This is a genomic window from Enhygromyxa salina, assembly GCF_002994635.1.
GTDB classification, from domain to species: Bacteria; Myxococcota_A; Polyangia; order Nannocystales; family Nannocystaceae; genus Plesiocystis; species Plesiocystis salina_B.
In genome coordinates, this window is the sequence record NZ_PVNL01000069.1 from 1 (window position 1) to 14,361 (window position 14,361).

The 14,361-nt window shown below is 66.7% G+C and carries 17 protein-coding genes; 9 read left to right on the forward strand and 8 right to left on the reverse strand.

Features of this window, described 5'->3' with window-relative positions; translation table 11 throughout:
- The 3 genes from ENSA7_RS17830 to ENSA7_RS46155 all read left to right on the forward strand — a co-directional run.
- The coding region (locus tag ENSA7_RS17830; protein WP_181233853.1) for an RHS repeat-associated core domain-containing protein at positions 1 to 2,150 on the forward strand (2,150 nt) is incomplete at its 5' end.
- Positions 2,150 to 2,419 carry a hypothetical protein gene (locus ENSA7_RS17835; protein WP_219907998.1) on the forward strand — a complete coding sequence of 90 codons (270 nt, stop codon included), beginning with the start codon at positions 2,150 to 2,152 and terminating at the stop codon, positions 2,417 to 2,419. The genes ENSA7_RS17830 and ENSA7_RS17835, both read left to right, overlap by 1 nt.
- A 261-nt stretch (positions 2,420 to 2,680) precedes the next feature.
- Entirely contained in the window at positions 2,681 to 2,857 is a 177-nt protein-coding gene (locus ENSA7_RS46155; RefSeq protein WP_106090502.1) for an HNH endonuclease, read from the forward strand.
- A 1,252-nt stretch (positions 2,858 to 4,109) separates the two neighbouring features.
- On the opposite strand, the gene ENSA7_RS43820 is transcribed toward ENSA7_RS46155, so the two are convergent.
- A complete protein-coding gene (locus ENSA7_RS43820) occupies positions 4,110 to 4,265 on the reverse strand; it encodes a hypothetical protein (protein WP_181233854.1) in 156 nt (51 codons plus the stop codon).
- Between the two features lie 186 nt (positions 4,266 to 4,451).
- On the opposite strand from ENSA7_RS43820, the gene ENSA7_RS17850 reads away from it, so the two are divergent.
- Both ENSA7_RS17850 and ENSA7_RS17855 read left to right on the forward strand, forming a co-directional pair.
- Positions 4,452 to 4,730, forward strand: coding sequence for a hypothetical protein (locus ENSA7_RS17850; protein ID WP_106090504.1), 279 nt, complete (start codon positions 4,452 to 4,454; stop codon positions 4,728 to 4,730).
- Between the two features lie 120 nt (positions 4,731 to 4,850).
- A complete protein-coding gene (locus ENSA7_RS17855; RefSeq protein WP_219908000.1) occupies positions 4,851 to 5,864 on the forward strand; it encodes an RHS repeat domain-containing protein in 1,014 nt (337 codons plus the stop codon).
- A gap of 309 nt (positions 5,865 to 6,173) precedes the next feature.
- On the opposite strand, the gene ENSA7_RS17860 is transcribed toward ENSA7_RS17855, so the two are convergent.
- Genes ENSA7_RS17860 through ENSA7_RS17870 form a run of 3 tightly spaced genes read right to left on the reverse strand, consistent with a single transcriptional unit; the run spans position 6,174 to position 9,946 of the window.
- A complete protein-coding gene (locus ENSA7_RS17860) occupies positions 6,174 to 7,529 on the reverse strand; it encodes a hypothetical protein (RefSeq protein WP_106090505.1) in 1,356 nt (451 codons plus the stop codon).
- 32 nt (positions 7,530 to 7,561) lie between these two features.
- A complete protein-coding gene (locus ENSA7_RS17865; protein WP_106090506.1) occupies positions 7,562 to 8,791 on the reverse strand; it encodes a sigma-70 family RNA polymerase sigma factor in 1,230 nt (409 codons plus the stop codon).
- 45 nt (positions 8,792 to 8,836) lie between these two features.
- Positions 8,837 to 9,946: a hypothetical protein gene (locus tag ENSA7_RS17870; RefSeq protein WP_106090507.1), complete on the reverse strand. Its 1,110-nt coding sequence runs from the start codon at positions 9,944 to 9,946 to the stop codon at positions 8,837 to 8,839.
- A gap of 203 nt (positions 9,947 to 10,149) precedes the next feature.
- On the opposite strand from ENSA7_RS17870, the gene ENSA7_RS17875 reads away from it, so the two are divergent.
- Positions 10,150 to 10,692 carry a lipocalin family protein gene (locus ENSA7_RS17875; protein ID WP_106090623.1) on the forward strand — a complete coding sequence of 181 codons (543 nt, stop codon included), beginning with the start codon at positions 10,150 to 10,152 and terminating at the stop codon, positions 10,690 to 10,692.
- A gap of 134 nt (positions 10,693 to 10,826) precedes the next feature.
- On the forward strand, positions 10,827 to 11,102 hold the full coding sequence (locus ENSA7_RS17880) for a hypothetical protein (RefSeq protein ID WP_106090508.1): 276 nt from the start codon (positions 10,827 to 10,829) through the stop codon (positions 11,100 to 11,102).
- A 3-nt stretch (positions 11,103 to 11,105) separates the two neighbouring features.
- On the opposite strand, the gene ENSA7_RS17885 is transcribed toward ENSA7_RS17880, so the two are convergent.
- From ENSA7_RS17885 to ENSA7_RS17895, 3 genes are read right to left on the reverse strand one after another with little or no spacing between them, the layout of a single operon-like run.
- Positions 11,106 to 12,197, reverse strand: a complete 1,092-nt coding sequence (locus ENSA7_RS17885; protein WP_106090509.1) for a DUF2855 family protein — start codon at positions 12,195 to 12,197, stop codon at positions 11,106 to 11,108.
- 39 nt (positions 12,198 to 12,236) lie between these two features.
- A complete protein-coding gene (locus ENSA7_RS17890) occupies positions 12,237 to 12,512 on the reverse strand; it encodes a hypothetical protein (protein WP_106090510.1) in 276 nt (91 codons plus the stop codon).
- Positions 12,513 to 12,523: 11 nt separating this feature from the next.
- The gene (locus ENSA7_RS17895) at positions 12,524 to 12,853 is read right to left on the reverse strand and encodes a hypothetical protein (protein ID WP_106090511.1); all 330 of its coding nucleotides are present in this window, start codon (positions 12,851 to 12,853) and stop codon (positions 12,524 to 12,526) included.
- On the opposite strand from ENSA7_RS17895, the gene ENSA7_RS43825 reads away from it, so the two are divergent.
- Positions 12,833 to 13,003: a hypothetical protein gene (locus tag ENSA7_RS43825; protein ID WP_181233855.1), complete on the forward strand. Its 171-nt coding sequence runs from the start codon at positions 12,833 to 12,835 to the stop codon at positions 13,001 to 13,003. The genes ENSA7_RS17895 and ENSA7_RS43825 overlap by 21 nt on opposite strands.
- 198 nt (positions 13,004 to 13,201) lie before the next feature.
- Here ENSA7_RS43825 and ENSA7_RS45785 read toward each other — a convergent pair whose 3' ends face one another.
- On the reverse strand, positions 13,202 to 13,336 hold the full coding sequence (locus tag ENSA7_RS45785; protein WP_280524016.1) for a hypothetical protein: 135 nt from the start codon (positions 13,334 to 13,336) through the stop codon (positions 13,202 to 13,204).
- A 76-nt stretch (positions 13,337 to 13,412) separates the two neighbouring features.
- Here ENSA7_RS45785 and ENSA7_RS17900 point away from each other — a divergent pair, with 76 nt between their 5' ends.
- Positions 13,413 to 14,312, forward strand: a complete 900-nt coding sequence (locus ENSA7_RS17900) for an alpha/beta hydrolase (RefSeq protein WP_181233856.1) — start codon at positions 13,413 to 13,415, stop codon at positions 14,310 to 14,312.
- Positions 14,313 to 14,361: the final 49 nt, after the last annotated feature.

Genomic DNA, 14,361 nt, shown 5'->3' on the forward strand with positions numbered 1-14,361 from the left:
AGTACGACGCGTTTGGTCGGGTCGAGGCGCTGACCAAGGTCATCGCGGGCGAGAGCTTCGAGCTCGAGTTCGAGTACGACGGGTTTGATCGGCTCGCCGAGATTCACTATCCGCAGGCCGAGCTGCTGCCGCCGTTTTGGGTGCGCAACAGCTACACGGGGAGCGGGCAGCTGCGCGAGGTTCGAAGCGGGCCGACCGACGAGCTGCTGTGGCGGGTTGAGGACGTCGACGGGCTCGACCGCGTGACCACCGAGAGCTTCGGCAACGGCACGATCACCCAGCGTAGCTACGACCCGCTGCGGGAGTTCACGCGGACGATCGAGACCAGCTCCGAGCTGGGCGGGACGCTGCAGTCGCTGGCGTACCAGTGGAACCCCGAAGGCACGCTCGAGCGCCGCGAGGATCTGATCCACGGACAACACGAGACCTTCGAGTACGACTTTCTGCATCGCGTCGCGTCCGTCCACACCACCCACGCGCAGCAGACCCACGAGCGCCACTTCGCCTATGACAGCCTGGGCAACCTCGTGTTCGCCACGGACCGGGGCGAGTACGAATATGACGCTGACGGTCGGCTCGCGGTCGCGGATGGCAGCGGGCACGAGTGGGACGGCAACGGCAACTTGCTCGCCCGCACCGGCGCGCGGCCGGCCACGCTGGCGTACACGGCCTTCGACAAGCCGGCCGAGCTCGACGGTCACGCGGGTTTGATCGCCTTCGAGTACGACGCGGATCAGGATCGCGTGTACCGGTACAGCGAAGCCGACGCGCGCGAGACGATCTACGTGACCGAGCTGTACCAGCGCCACCGCGACGAGCTCACGGGCGAGATCCAGCATCACTACTATGTGCCGGGGATCGAGCGGATCGTGGCCAGCGTCGTCGACACCGACGACGGCGTCAACGCGACTCGGACCACCCACTACCTGCACGTCGATCATCTCGGGTCGACCGACACCGTCAGCGACGAGCTGGGCGTCGTCGAGCAGCGCATGTCCTTCGACGTGTGGGGCAAGCGGCGCGACGCCGAAGACTGGAGCTTGCCCGACGAGTTTGCGCAGCTCGGCGCCGTGAACCTCGGCTACACCGGGCACGAAGCGCAAGAAGACGGTGGGCTGCTCAACATGGGCGGGCGTATGTACGACCCGCAGCTGGGGCGGATGGCGGGCGCGGATCCCTTCGTGGTCGCGCCGAACAGCACGCAGGGGTGGAACCGCTACGCGTATGTGCTCAACCAGCCGCTTTCGCGCACGGATCCGAGCGGGTTCGAGCCGACGGGCGCGCCGCCCGAGGCCGGCGGCGATGAGCAATCGAGTGGCGCAGATCCACCGCGAGGCGCGAGCGGCATGGTTGGCGTCGGGCAGACCAACCAGGGCACGCTGAGCAACAACGGCATGCGGCAAGGCGGCAGCTCGCAAGCGCGGGCCAATCAGGGCGCTGGCGAGCAGGGTCCCGGCGCGGGCGGCAAGCCGCCGCGCGGCGATGGCCTTCCGGGCGGGCCGTCGATCTCCGGAATGATCGCAGGCTTCATGCTCGACGGCGTGAAGTCGTTGACCCCCGGCGCAGGCGTGACGACGCCGCACCCGCTCGAGGGCTTCACCGACAGCATGCTGCCAAACGAGGGGCCGTCGCAGGAGCGGCGCCGGCTGAACGTGTCCGCCGAGACCGCCGACCGGGTGTCGCAGGTCATGCAGGATCCGCCGACCTACGTCGTGATCTCGATCGAGATCACGCTGTTCATGATCGGCGGCGACGCCGAGGCGGTGGGGGCGTTGATCGAGGGCGGGGCCCAGGTCGTCGCGCGCCGTGGGGGCAAGGAGGCGCTGCCACTGGTTGCGGGGGTTCTCAAGAAAGAAGGGAAAAAAGGCGCATCAGCCGGGAAGGGCGGCACGCCCGGGTCCCGACCAGGGCAACCGTTCACCCCGGCGGGCAAACAGGAGGTCTGGGCGAACGCGACCAAGAACGGCGGCGTCGCCAAGTGCGACAACTGCGGCGTCGAGGTGGTGAAGCCACAGCGTCATCAAGCGGGAGTCAGTCCGCCTCGAAATGAAGGGCATGTTGACCACGTGATCCGGCGGCGCAACGGAGGCTCTGGGACTCCCGAAAATGGGCAGATCTTGTGCCGCGACTGCAACTTGGAGAAGCTATGATGAACTTCACGGAAGACCCGAAGGTCGGCGTGCTCACGACTTCGCGCGTGCTCGCTGGTTCCCCAATCTTGATGGTCTCTCACGATGCCGACGATGGGGGGTGGCAGTTTCTTTGTGGAACGACCAACGACTCCGCTGACGGGAAGATTGTCCACCTCGATGAGATCGTTGCGATGGACTCCACGGTATGCGAGGTCGCCGACTTGCCACTCGGCTGGCTCGCCTTCCGTGATGCGGTGGGCGGCGAGTGGAAGCGCGAGCCTCAATAGCGTTGACCCCCGGCGCGGGCGTGACGACGCCGCACCCGCTCGAGGGCTTCACCGACAGCATGCTGCCATCCGAGGGGCCGTCGCAGGAGCGGCGCCGGTTGAACGTGTCCGCCGAGACCGCCGACCGGGTGTCGCAGGTCATGCAGGATCCGCCGACCTACGTCGTGATCTCGATCGAGATCACGCTGTTCATGATCGGCGGGGACGCCGAGGCGGTGGGGGCGCTGATCGAGGGCACGAGCCGAGAGCGGCAACACGTGCGTGTTCTGCGGGCGGAAGACTACCGGCACGCCTGGACCTCGGAGGTCAGAAATCGATCACTCGATTCCGAAGTCTCGTGGTGGAAACAACTCTATCGACAACGCCCAGAACACGTGCCGCACCTGCGACCGACGCAAGGGAGCCAAGACCTCCGACGAGTTCCTGGATGACCTGTGAGAAGCTGATGACCGACTTGAAGCTCGAAGTAGGCGAAGACCAAACCTCGAGCACGTGTTCGTTGCGGCGCGCACTCCTGGACAGGGCACGGATTCGTATACAAGGGCGACGAACCCTTTGCCGTGTACTACGTTGGAGCGACGGATGCGCATCGTGAAGATGGCGTCACAATGGCAGTCGCCGTTGGAGAATGGACCGAGGACTCCGGGCCAGGTGACCGGGCATCTCTCGGACTGGAGGTACGAGAGGATGGCGCTCGAATCAACTTCCGGTTCATCAACAGCGATGAATCGCCGTGGGGGAGCACCGACATACTCTGAGAGATGGTCTCCAGGGAGCGAGCGCTGTCCCACCCAGCCAGGCAAGATGTGCTCGAAGTAGCGGAACTCGTTGCCACGGAGCACCCGGCAGTTCGGCGCTTCCTGCACTCAGAAGGCGGACTGCCTTCCTGAGTGGTCCCTGCCCGAAGGTCCTGGACCTTCATGTTCTCACCGCGCCAAGCTCGCGGTGCAGGTCGGAGCAGCTGAGCGAGATGTTACAGACCGGGCTAGGTGATCGCACTCAGATCGGCAGAACTGATCGCTGCTCAGATCGCCTACTCCCGGGTACCCTCCGTCCGTGCCGAGGTCGGCGGGAAGTCCGCGGAGGTAGCCCAATCCTGCCCGCGGGCGTCCGAGACATGCTCCTGGGTACCCTCCGTCCGTGCCGAGGTCGGCGGGAAGTCCGCGAGGGTAGCCCAATCCTGCCCGCGGGCGTCCGAGACATACTCCTGGGTACCCTCCGTCCGTGCCGGGGTCGGCGGGAAGTCCGCGAAGGTAGCCCGAACCTGCTTCAGGGACGTCCGAGACATACGTCCGGGTAGCCCCCGTCCGTGCCGAGGTCGGCGGGAAGTCCGCGGAGGTAGTCGCGTTCCGGTGCGGCCCCGTTCGGATCCAACCTCGGCCCACCGTCAGCCCGTGCGACCCCCGTTCGGATGCAACCCCGGACCACTTTTGGCCAGCGCGGGCCCGTTCGGATCCAACCTCGGCCCACCTCCAGCCCGTGCGACCCCCGTTCGGATGCAACCCCGGACCACTTTTTGCCAGCGCGGCCCCCGTTCGGATCCAACCTCGGCCCACCTCCAGCCCGTGCGACCCCCGTTCGGATGCAACCCCAGACCACTTTTGGTCAGTGCGGCCCCGTTCGGATCCAACCTCGGTCGACCCACCGCCGCCGTGGCCAGCTCCCGACGAGACCTCCGAAGACCTGTCGGCTACTCGCCCTCGGGCTGATCCACGGGCACCGGTGGCTCAGCCCCGTCGATCTCCTCGCCCGCCTCGCTCGCCTCGCCTGCCTCCGTCTGTGCATCGGCGCCGGATTTTGTCCGCGTGTTGTCGGTGGCGAGCATGGGCTGCAGCACCGCGAGCACGGTCTTGCTCCACTCCTCGTCACCCTTGGGCAGCGTCGACAGCAGCAGGCTGGCGTAATTCTCCGCGGCCCAACGGGTGTGACCCTGCCCGAAGGTCCGGCACCTTCATATTCGCGCAGCGTGGACCGCTGAGCAGTAGTCATCTCGCCGAGACCCACTATCCGCAGCCACGAGCTGCTGTGGCGGGTGGATGACGTCGACGGGCTCGACCGCGTGACCACCGAGAGCTTCGGCAACGGCACGATCACCCAGCGTAGCTACGACCCGCTGCGGGAGTTCACGCGGACGATCGAGACCAGCTCCGAGCTGGGCGGGACGCTGCAGTCGCTGGCGTACCAGTGGAACCCCGACGGTACGCTCGCGGGCCGCGAAGATCTGATCCACGATCAGCACGAGGCGTTCGAGTACGACTACTTGCATCGCGTCGCGGCGGTGCACACGACCCACGCGCAGCAGACCCTATGACAGCTTGGGCAACCTGGTGTTCGCCACGGATCGGGGCGAGTACGAGTATGACGCCGACGGCCGGTCACGCTGGCGTACACCGCGTTCGACAAGCCGGCCGAGCTCGACGGTCACGCGGGGTTGATCGCCTTCGAGTACGACGCGGATCAGGATCGCGTGTACCGGTACAGCGAAGCCGACGCGCGCGAGACGATCTACGTGACCGAGCTGTACCAGCGCCACCGCGACGAGCTCACGGGCGAGATCCAGCATCACTACTATGTGCCGGGGATCGAGCGGATCGTGGCCAGCGTCGACGACACCGACGATGGCGTCAACGCGACTCGGACCACCCATTATCTGCACGTCGATCATCTCGGCTCGACCGACACCGTCAGCGACGAGCTCGGCGTGGTCGAGCAGCGCATGTCCTTCGACGTGTGGGGCAAGCGGCGCGACGCCGAGGACTGGAGCTTGCCCGACGAGTTTGCGCAGCTCGGCGCCGTGAACCTCGGCTACACCGGGCACGAAGCGCAAGAAGACGGCGGGTTGCTCAACATGGGCGGCCGCATGTACGACCCGCAGCTGGGGCGGATGGCGAGCGCGGATCCCTTCGTGGTCGCGCCGAACAGCACGCAGGGGTGGAACCGCTACGCGTACGTGCTCAACCAGCCGCTCTCGCTGACGGATCCGAGCGGGTTCGAGCCGACGGAGAGGCCCGCGGGGGACGCCGACTCTGAGCAAGCCAAACCGCCGGAGCGAGACGCGAAAGGCATGGAGGGCCGCGGTACAACCACACAAGGCCCACCCAAACCGCGCGAGATGCAACCCGGCGGCAGCTCGGAGCCGAAGGCCAGCCAAGGGGGCTGGCGAGCAGGGCCCAGGCGCGGGCGGCAAGCCCCCGCGCGGCGACGCGCTCCCGCCGAGCGGTGGGCCGTCGATCTCTGGGCTGATCGCGGGCTTCATGCTCGACGGCGTGAAGTCGTCGACGCCTGGCGCGGGCGTGACCACGCCGCACCCGCTCGAGGGCTTCACCGACAGCATGCTGCCGAGCGAGGGGCCGTCGCAGGAGCGGCGGCGGCTGAATGTGTCCGCCGAGGCGGTGGGGGCGCTGATCGAGGGCGGAGTCAATGTCGTCGCGCGGCGGAGTGGTAAGGAGGCGCTACCGCTGGTCGCGGGGACGGTCAAGCGCAAAGGCAAGAAGCGCGGGCCGAAGCCTTGGGGTGAAGGGCCACACAACCAGACGATCGGACCGCCGCATCAAAGAGCTGAAGGCCATGGGTGAGTCGGCCCGCTTGACGAAGCAGCAGGTGCCGGAGCGTGCCGCGCGTCGGTGTCGTTCGGCGGGTGGGCTCGCTCGTCTGCATCTGCAGCTCGCGGCCGAGGTTGTGGGCGAGCATCGTCGAGAACGTGAAGATCTCGTTGGCGACCCGCCGACGGCATGGGATGTGCGACTCTCCGCCTTTACTCGCAGGCCCCCAACAACCGATCATAGACCCCAGACAAAGCGTCAAAGTAGCTAGACGCACAAATAGAAGCCAAAGCCTCACTACTCATCGCCTCACCAACCTCCCGCAACCGCACAGGCGGCACCGCCTGAACCGACTCTCCCCCGCCGACCGCCGCCGCCTCACACCCAGGCCCAATCCCAAAACTATACTCGAACGCCTCATCTCCCGCAGCCGTCCCATAGTGAAGCTCCCCATCCGTCCCCACCCCACTGATCACCAGCACACTAACATCCGCCCCCGGATCAAGCGCCCGCTTTTGCTGCTCAATCTGCCGAAGCACATCAATATACCCCGCCACCGGCCGAAGCACCGCCAGCGCCGGCGCCGTCGGACTCCCATGGACATCGAAGTCAGCCGCCACGCAGTCGTCATACCCCGACGGATCCCCGGTGCAGCTAACCCCCGCGTTCCAGCACACCGCGCTGGTCGGAAACGCATCATTCGGGTCCGACCAGAACGTCCTCTCGCCCTCTGGCAAGAAGATCGACTCATCAGCGAAAGAGCAGTCCGCCTCATCAGTCACGATGACGACGAGCAAGCCAGCCTCGTCGCGCAAGAACCCGCTCTCGGCGTTCCCGGGCGTAGTTGCGAGCTCGAGCGCAGCGGCCATCGCCTCGAGCGGCTGCTCATACCCACAGCCGTTGATACCTTGCGGCACCAGACACAACGCCGCGGCCACCGGATCGAGGTCCATGGACAGATTGCTCTTACCGCCAATCCGCTCGAGCCACGGGCGCGACGCCGGCTGAGGGTCGTCCGCGGTCGTGGTCTCCAGCGTATGAATCTTGCCCGGAGGGTACGCACAGATGTCGTTGCAGGCGATGTCCCGAGCGTCGGTCTCACCGTTGAACACGAAATCATCCAGATGTTCGTTGCAGGATCGAAGCTGGAAGTGACCGTCTTCGGGAGGATTTCCGTTCGGCACACACCAGGGATTCCCGCCAATGTCGGTGGTCGTGACGGCGAGGCGCCAGTCGAGCCCGTCGAGTTCGAGCGACGAGAGCAGCGGATCAAACAGCGCCCCGGCCAGCAGCGCCTGCTTCTTTCCCATCGAGCCGGAGTTGTCGAGGATCAGCAGAATATCGAGCCCAGCTTGACACCCGTCGCCGTCGATCGAGATGGGAACCGGCGGCTCCTGATCGCCGTCGCCGTCGCCGCCGCCGTCGCTGTCACTACTGCCATCACCATCACCGGGAGCTCCCGTGGTGTCCTCGTCACCACCTTCGAGATTGCCATCTTTCAGAACCAGACAGCCGCCAAGCAGGTAGCTGGTGATCACCATCGTGATTGTCGTGCCGGAGTTGCGCATGGACGGTAGATGTCCAGTTCAAGCCACGCTCGTCACCAACACGCCGAATCGATCCGAGAAAGTATGGACGCCTCAGGCTCGCGTGCGCGCAACTCCTCCACAGCCGCGCGAGCCTGATCGACACGACCAAGCTTACACAGCGCGGCCACACGCGTCGCAGCGCGCGGACCCAGCAACTGCCCGTCACGGCTCGGGATCCCGTCGAGCAGCTGAAGCGCTCGCGCCGCATCTCCCTCGATCAGCGCCGCGCGAGCGAGGCCCAGCTGCTCAGGCACCGCGACCGCCTTGACGCGCCTAGCTCCGGGCACGGATCGACCAACGATCGGATCGGCTGTATCAAGTGAATCGAGCGAATCAAGCGAGTCCATCAGAACCACAGAATCGGCCGTCGCCGCGACGGGGGCCACCTCGGCCGACAACATCACCGGCGGACGATCCTCATTCGCCCGCACGAGCTCGCGAACCGGCGCCGCGTCGCTCTCCGCTCGATCGAGCACCGCGCCAACCCCCAGCCCCGCGGTGAGCGTCACCCCAGCCACGATGACCGTCACCTTCGCGTTGACCAGCGACACAAACCCGCCCACCTTCGCGCCCCACCACACTGGACGAGCGACACCACCCAGCACCAACCCCCAGGTCCGATTGCGGGCCTCCGCTGGCGGCTCGCACGGCTGCTCGCGCAGCCGCCGAGTCGCCGCGTCGACAGCTCCGCGACTGGGCTCGAGCTCGAAGTGGCGACGAAATGCCCGCCTCGCCAGCCGCAGGCGTGAGTGCGCGGTGTTGGGGTTGATCGCCAGGGCCTCGGCGATCTCCGAGCCCGTGTATCCCTCGAGCTCGGCCAGCACGAACACGGCGCGCTGCGGCTCATCGAGCTCGCGCAAGAACCCACTCAGCAGTCGGTTGGCGAGCGCCCGCTCGGCCAGCTCGGTCTCGACTTGTTGGCGATGGCGCTCGCGCGCGTCGACGTGGGTCGCAAACGCATCGACCCGCCGCCGGTAGCGGTTGCGGCCGCGCGACCGATTGCGAACCACGTTACGCAGGATCCCGAACAGCCAGGTGCTCGGTGCGACCTCGGGCTCGAGCCGGTCGAGGCGTCGGTAGGCGAGCACGAACACGTCCTGGATCACATCGTCGAGCTCGGCCTCGTCGACGCACATCCGCCGGGCACACCGCCACACAAACGCGTAATTTACGCGATACAGACGCTCGAAGTCCGAGCTGAGCGGGCGACCGAACTCACCGGTTTGCAGGGGAGCGTTCACGTGATCGGTCGATGTCCGGTTTGGCTGGTGCGCGTCACGGCGACCTCAGAAGAATCGCAATTCGACGCCGAGGCGTCCGTGGCCGGCCACGATCGGCGTCGCATACGCCGCGTCTGGACCCGAGATGCTGAAGTTGGGCCGATAGATGCTGAAGTCCGCCCCGAGATCCAAGAACACCGCCAGGTTGGTGTGAAGCTCGACGGCCAGGCCTGGATCCAGCGCCAGCCACACCCAGGGATGTGCCAGGGTCCGGGCCGGCTCGACCCCAACGCCGCGCGCGCGGATCTGTCCCGCGCCGACGGCCGCACATACACGCAGCTCGACGATGCCCCAGCGCGGCACGCCGCAAGGCCGGAGGCTGATGTCCCAGGCCGTCAGATCACCACCGGCCGCGCCATCGACCGAGCGAAACCGACCCCCGAGCGCGGCCCCACCTTCGAGCGCCACGCGGAGCTTGGACCGCGGACCCCCGTGTTGCACACCGACGCCCGCGCGAACCTGCGGCGCGGGGTTGGGAAATAGGTTGAGCGCCAGTCCGCCGCTGGCCGACACCAGCATGCGGGTTTGCTGGTCAGCGGTGTCGCGAGTCGGCCCACGCCGCTCCCGATCATTGCTGAGGTAGCCCGATTCGGCGTGCAGCTCGAACGGCGGCTCGGCGGTGAGCGGCTTCGCAGATCCGCTGGCAGATCCGCTGTTCGATGGTTCAGGATCGGGCGGTGGCGACGTTGGCGGGGACGCAGACGGGCGGGTCTGCGGCCGCTGGATTGGGACCGGTGCGCGGCTCGGCGGCGCCGCCCGAGGATCAGCCGCCGCGACCAATGGCTGAGGCAGCGCCAGCGGATCAATGACGATCGCGGCCAGGCTCGCCGCGATCTCGACCAGCGCGTCGCAGTCGTGGTGGGTGAGCTGCCGTTGCTCTCGCACACCGCCAACCAGCGTCACCAGCTCGAGCACGAAGCCCGCACTGTCTGCGTGCACATACCCGGCGACCTCGACCTCAGCCTCGCTGGTGAACGCATGTCCGAGGTAGGCATCGACGCGAGCCTCGAGCCAGCTCGCGCGTGGGCAGGCGAGCGGGGCCTCCCACGTGAGCCGCGCCTCGCCTGGTCCCCTCGCCAAGATCAGCGCAAGCGCGAGCCCGGGACCGAACGCCATCCCCGTTGAACTAGCAGGGTCCGACGCCGCAAGCCACCGTGCACGGCGCTCGACGTCACCGGTCGTTCTGGCTCCGGCGGGCGGCTCGACGAGGTGTGACAGATCCGGCGACCCGACCGACCGACAGCTGTCTGGGCAACAATTGCCGTCAAATTCGCCGAGCGCAGATTGCAAACCCGAGCAATCCAGATCACAGGTTCACCGTGAAACGCCTCATCCCCCTGCTCGTGGCTCTATTCAGCACCGCCTGCGCCGGAAGCCTGAAGGGCCAACACGAGCGAGCGCCGCTCGACACCGTGGATCACGTCGACCTCGAGCGCTACACCGGCACCTGGTACGAGATCTCCCACTACCCCCAAAGGTTTCAGCGCAACTGCACAGGCACCACCGCGACCTACGAGCTGCGCCCGGACGGGCAGATCAATGTCATCAACCGTTGCCGCAAGCGCTCGCTCGACGGCCGGCTGGCCACCGCCAAGGGACGCGCCCGCGTGGTCGACCCCGCGACCAACGCGAAGCTGGAGGTCAGCTTCTTTCGGCCCTTTTGGGGCGACTACTGGATCATCGACCTCGGCCCGGACTACGAGTACGCGGTCGTCGGGCATCCAACCCGCGAGTACCTGTGGATCTTGTCCCGCGAACCATCCATGAGCCCGGAGCTGTACGACGCGATCCTCGAGCGCCTCCGGGATCAGGGCTACGACACCGATCGGCTGGTGAAGACGCTGCAGGCGAAGACGGAGTAGAGTTCCCGCTCTTCCTCCGCCTGCACGAACATGACCAAGCTCAGCTGGAAACACACTGCGAGTTACGACCACGGCGGCGCCTACATCTCTCGCTGCCAATTCATCAACGACCAGGTCTGGCTCGTCGCGAGACCATGCAGTCGCTGCGTTCGCTCGGCGTCATGTCCAACCAACTCTCGCGCTCGGCGATGAGCCGAGTGCTGGGGGCCATCCCCGGGCTGCTCCGTCTCGACCTGAGGAGCAACGCGCAGCCCGATCTCGAGGCCACGCCCGCGCACTCGCTCGAGCAGCTTTGGATCGACGGTCCGATTGCAGCGCCGGAGCTGGAGTTGATCAACGTCCGCTTCCCTCGGCTCCGGGTGCTGGAGATCGGGGGGACACCCGTCGAGCTACGAGCGGCGAGCGACTGACGGTCAGACTCGGACCACGTGCCCCTCGTTCGGGACGATCTCGCCGTCGAGCAGGCCGCGGTAGACCTCGAGCGCAGCGTCGAGCCCCTGGTGCGCGACGACCCGCAGCCACGCAGACTCGGGCGCGCAGACCGGCTCCATGAAGCTCGCCCAGGCCCGACCGATGCGCTCGGCGAAGCCCGCGGGGCCCCACTGCTTCACGCGGTCCTGGGCGATGGCGGGCGCGAAGAACCAGGTCGGCTTCACGCCAGGCAACTCCTGCTCCGAGCCCGCGGCGTCCCAGTGCGTCGCGCCCACGAGCAAGCTCTGCTTCAGCGCGTCGCCGTAGCGGTGGTGCACCACCGAGCGCACCGCCGCGTCGCCGGCCATGTCGACCAACATGGTCGGACCGTCGGGCAGGGTCTCGGCGGCGGCGTAGGTGACGACGACATCGTAGCAGCCGAGGCCCTCGACGAAGGCCCGGTTGCGCTCCGAGGTGAGCCCGATGACGCGCGCGTCGCCCCGCTTGGCGAGGCAGAAGGCCGTCGCGTAGGCGGTCTTGCTCGACGCGCTGGCCAGCACGATCTGCGTGGCGCCGAACCGGGACTCACTCGCGATGTGATCGTCGATCAAAAAGGCGGTGGTGAACAGTGGCCGGAGCAGGGCGAGCTGCGCCTCATGAGCCTGCGCGTAGAGGGAGTCGTGGTCGACACGCGAGTAGCGATTGTAGAACGGCGCGCGCCCGGTCCGGTGAGCGGCTCCGTCGGTGAAGCCGTCGGCGCCGACGCCGACGGGCTCGAGGATCAGGTGCGAGCTGATTGGGAAGTACCCGTAGACCCGCTCGCCGACGTTGACGCCCGCGGCTTTCGACTCGACCACGTCTCCGAAGCCCCACGCCGGGAGCCGCCCCTGCGACGGCTCGGTCGAGGGGAAGAAGTCGAAGTAGTTCAACGCGTCGCCGAGCTGGGCGTAGGTGACGTTGTTGGCGGTCAGCGCGACCGGCCCGACCTTCAGCCGGGCCTGACCTTCGGCGAGGTCGGCGGTCGCGCTGTGGTCGTTGTAGGGGCGGACTCGACGGATGTCGCGGCGATCTACTGCAAAAGTGTTGTCGGCCATCTACGGCGATTCTAGCAGGTGGACGAGGTGCCGACGGCCTCAGACTACGTCGAGCTGCGCAAGCGCCATGGCGACCAGACCGATTGCGCCCACGTACGTCAGCATCAGCACCAAGGTCATCGCCGCCGAAGGCGGCTCGTGTCCGACCTGAGCCCAGAACTTGCTGAGGACGTTCGCGTAGCCATCCGGCGCCGACGACCCGTTCGACTTGGAGAATACCAACATGTTGGCGAGCTCCAGCCCGGCAGGTATCAGCCGGTCTGGAAACGCCTCGGGGGGCCCCTCACCAGGCTGAAGTTGCTTGCGCAGCTCCACTGCACCCTGACTCATGAATAGCCAAATGCCCGCATCGCCAACCAGTGCCCGCCCTCATGTACGGCCAGCACGATCACCAGGGCCGCGATCCAGGTGCCCGTCTGCCCGGCGATCGATTGCTGTTGGGCCCAAAACAGCAGCAGGCTGACCGCGAGGAGGGCGACCGCGTGGCCGGTGCCTCGCTTCGGCTTGACCTGGGCCGGGGACTGTAAAGCCGCGCGGACGAGCTCGACGTCTTCTGCGTCCTGTGGATCGAGCGACATGTCGCGGAATGATAGCTGTAACTGGCTCTGCCGTAGTGTGGCCGATGCAGAGACCTCGTGCTCGAGGACGTGGTTCATGCCTTCGATCTGGCAGGTCTGTGCATCGGGCTGCGCACCTGCGAGGATGCGTACTACAGCGGGACGGTCATCGATCCGACCAACGCCGTCCCCGAGACCAACGAGGGCAACAACAGCGGCGGCAGCTTCTACGCGCAGCAGTTCCGGTGAGTCTGCGGCGTCCCACCGACCCAGCCGCGCCGTGACGCGGCTGGGCTGGCGGCTCGCCTACTCAGGAGCACGTGAGAAATAGGCATCTCGCTATTGTCCGCACTATAACTAAGATGCGTCATGCATCACCCCCCCCTTCCTCCGCGTCGCCAAGTCCGGGGCGTTCTCGACACTCCTGTGCACGCTGGTCGCTTGCAGTCAGCCGCTGGGTGGCGAGTCTTCGGAGACCGAGACCGAGACCGAGACCGAGACCGAGACGAGCACCGACGGCGCCGAGCTGCTCCCGTGCCCAAAGCTCCAGGCTCGCGTCGCCGACACCTGCGAGCCGGTCACCGTCACGGGGGTCGCGAGCGAGCCGTTCGAGTTCGAACGTGACGGCTGGACTCTCCTCGGTACGCTATACCGTCCCGTGGTCGAGGCCGACGAGTATGACCCACCCGGGGCGGTGATCCTGCACGGAAGCGGTCCTCAGGGTCGAAGGGGGCTGTTTGAGGCTGGTCTCGGTATCGCCTACGACCCGCCGATTCCGGCCTATGCCTCGCTCGCCGAGCAACTCGCGCTGCGTGGGTTCGCAGTCCTGACGTACGACAAGCGCTCCTGCTTCGCGGAGAACTCGGCCGAGTGTCCGCAGTCGATCGACGACTACCCGGGGGACTACTACTTCATTTCTATCGATGACTTCCTCGAAGACGCTCGCATGGCCACGCGGACGCTGCACGAGACGCTCGACCAAGACGTGATCGTCGTCGGGCACAGCCAGGGGGCGATGTTTGGGGCGTTGATCGGGGCCGATGAGCCAGGGGTGTGTGGCGTGGCCCTGCTCGCTGGCGCCACGCTCTCGCTCGTGGACACGGTCAGCGGCCAGCTCAACGAGTTCGCGGACTACATCGAGTCCGTCGATCCGGGTAACCCGGCGATCGCGGATCTGCGCATGCAAGCCGACGAGGCGCTCTCGGTGCTCACACAGATCGAGGCGGGGACTTATGCTGCCTCGGCGTGGATGGGTGCGCCGACGCAGTTTTGGGCCGACTGGATAGCGATGCAGGCGAATTTTCATACGTCGCTCGCGGACCTCGACCTGCCTGTGTATGCCGCGTTTGCCGGCTCCGACTTCAACGTTGGCCCGGCCCACTTCGACCAGTTCGAGAGTTGGGCGGCGATGGGGATCCCGGCGGCTGCGACCACCAAGATGTATCCGGAGCACACGCACATCTTCGTGCCGCTCACGCCCGAGCCTCCCGGCCACTCCGACACCGTGTCGGGGGTGCTCGTGGATGACCTCACCAGCTGGGTCTCCGCTGGCGAGTGAACCGTGCGGGGAGAATACAGGACCGGACTCTGAGTCTTCAATGTGTGTA

Bases quoted from the DNA above. Each gene is read 5' to 3' on its own strand.
- ENSA7_RS17835 (WP_219907998.1), top strand. From the start codon at position 2,150: ATGAACTTCACGGAAGACCCGAAGGTCGGCGTGCTCACGACTTCGCGC.
- ENSA7_RS17860 (WP_106090505.1), bottom strand. From the start codon at position 7,529: ATGCGCAACTCCGGCACGACAATCACGATGGTGATCACCAGCTACCTG.
- ENSA7_RS17870 (WP_106090507.1), bottom strand. From the start codon at position 9,946: ATGGCGTTCGGTCCCGGGCTCGCGCTTGCGCTGATCTTGGCGAGGGGA.
- ENSA7_RS17880 (WP_106090508.1), top strand. From the start codon at position 10,827: ATGCAGTCGCTGCGTTCGCTCGGCGTCATGTCCAACCAACTCTCGCGC.
- ENSA7_RS17885 (WP_106090509.1), bottom strand. From the start codon at position 12,197: ATGGCCGACAACACTTTTGCAGTAGATCGCCGCGACATCCGTCGAGTC.
- ENSA7_RS17895 (WP_106090511.1), bottom strand. From the start codon at position 12,853: ATGAACCACGTCCTCGAGCACGAGGTCTCTGCATCGGCCACACTACGG.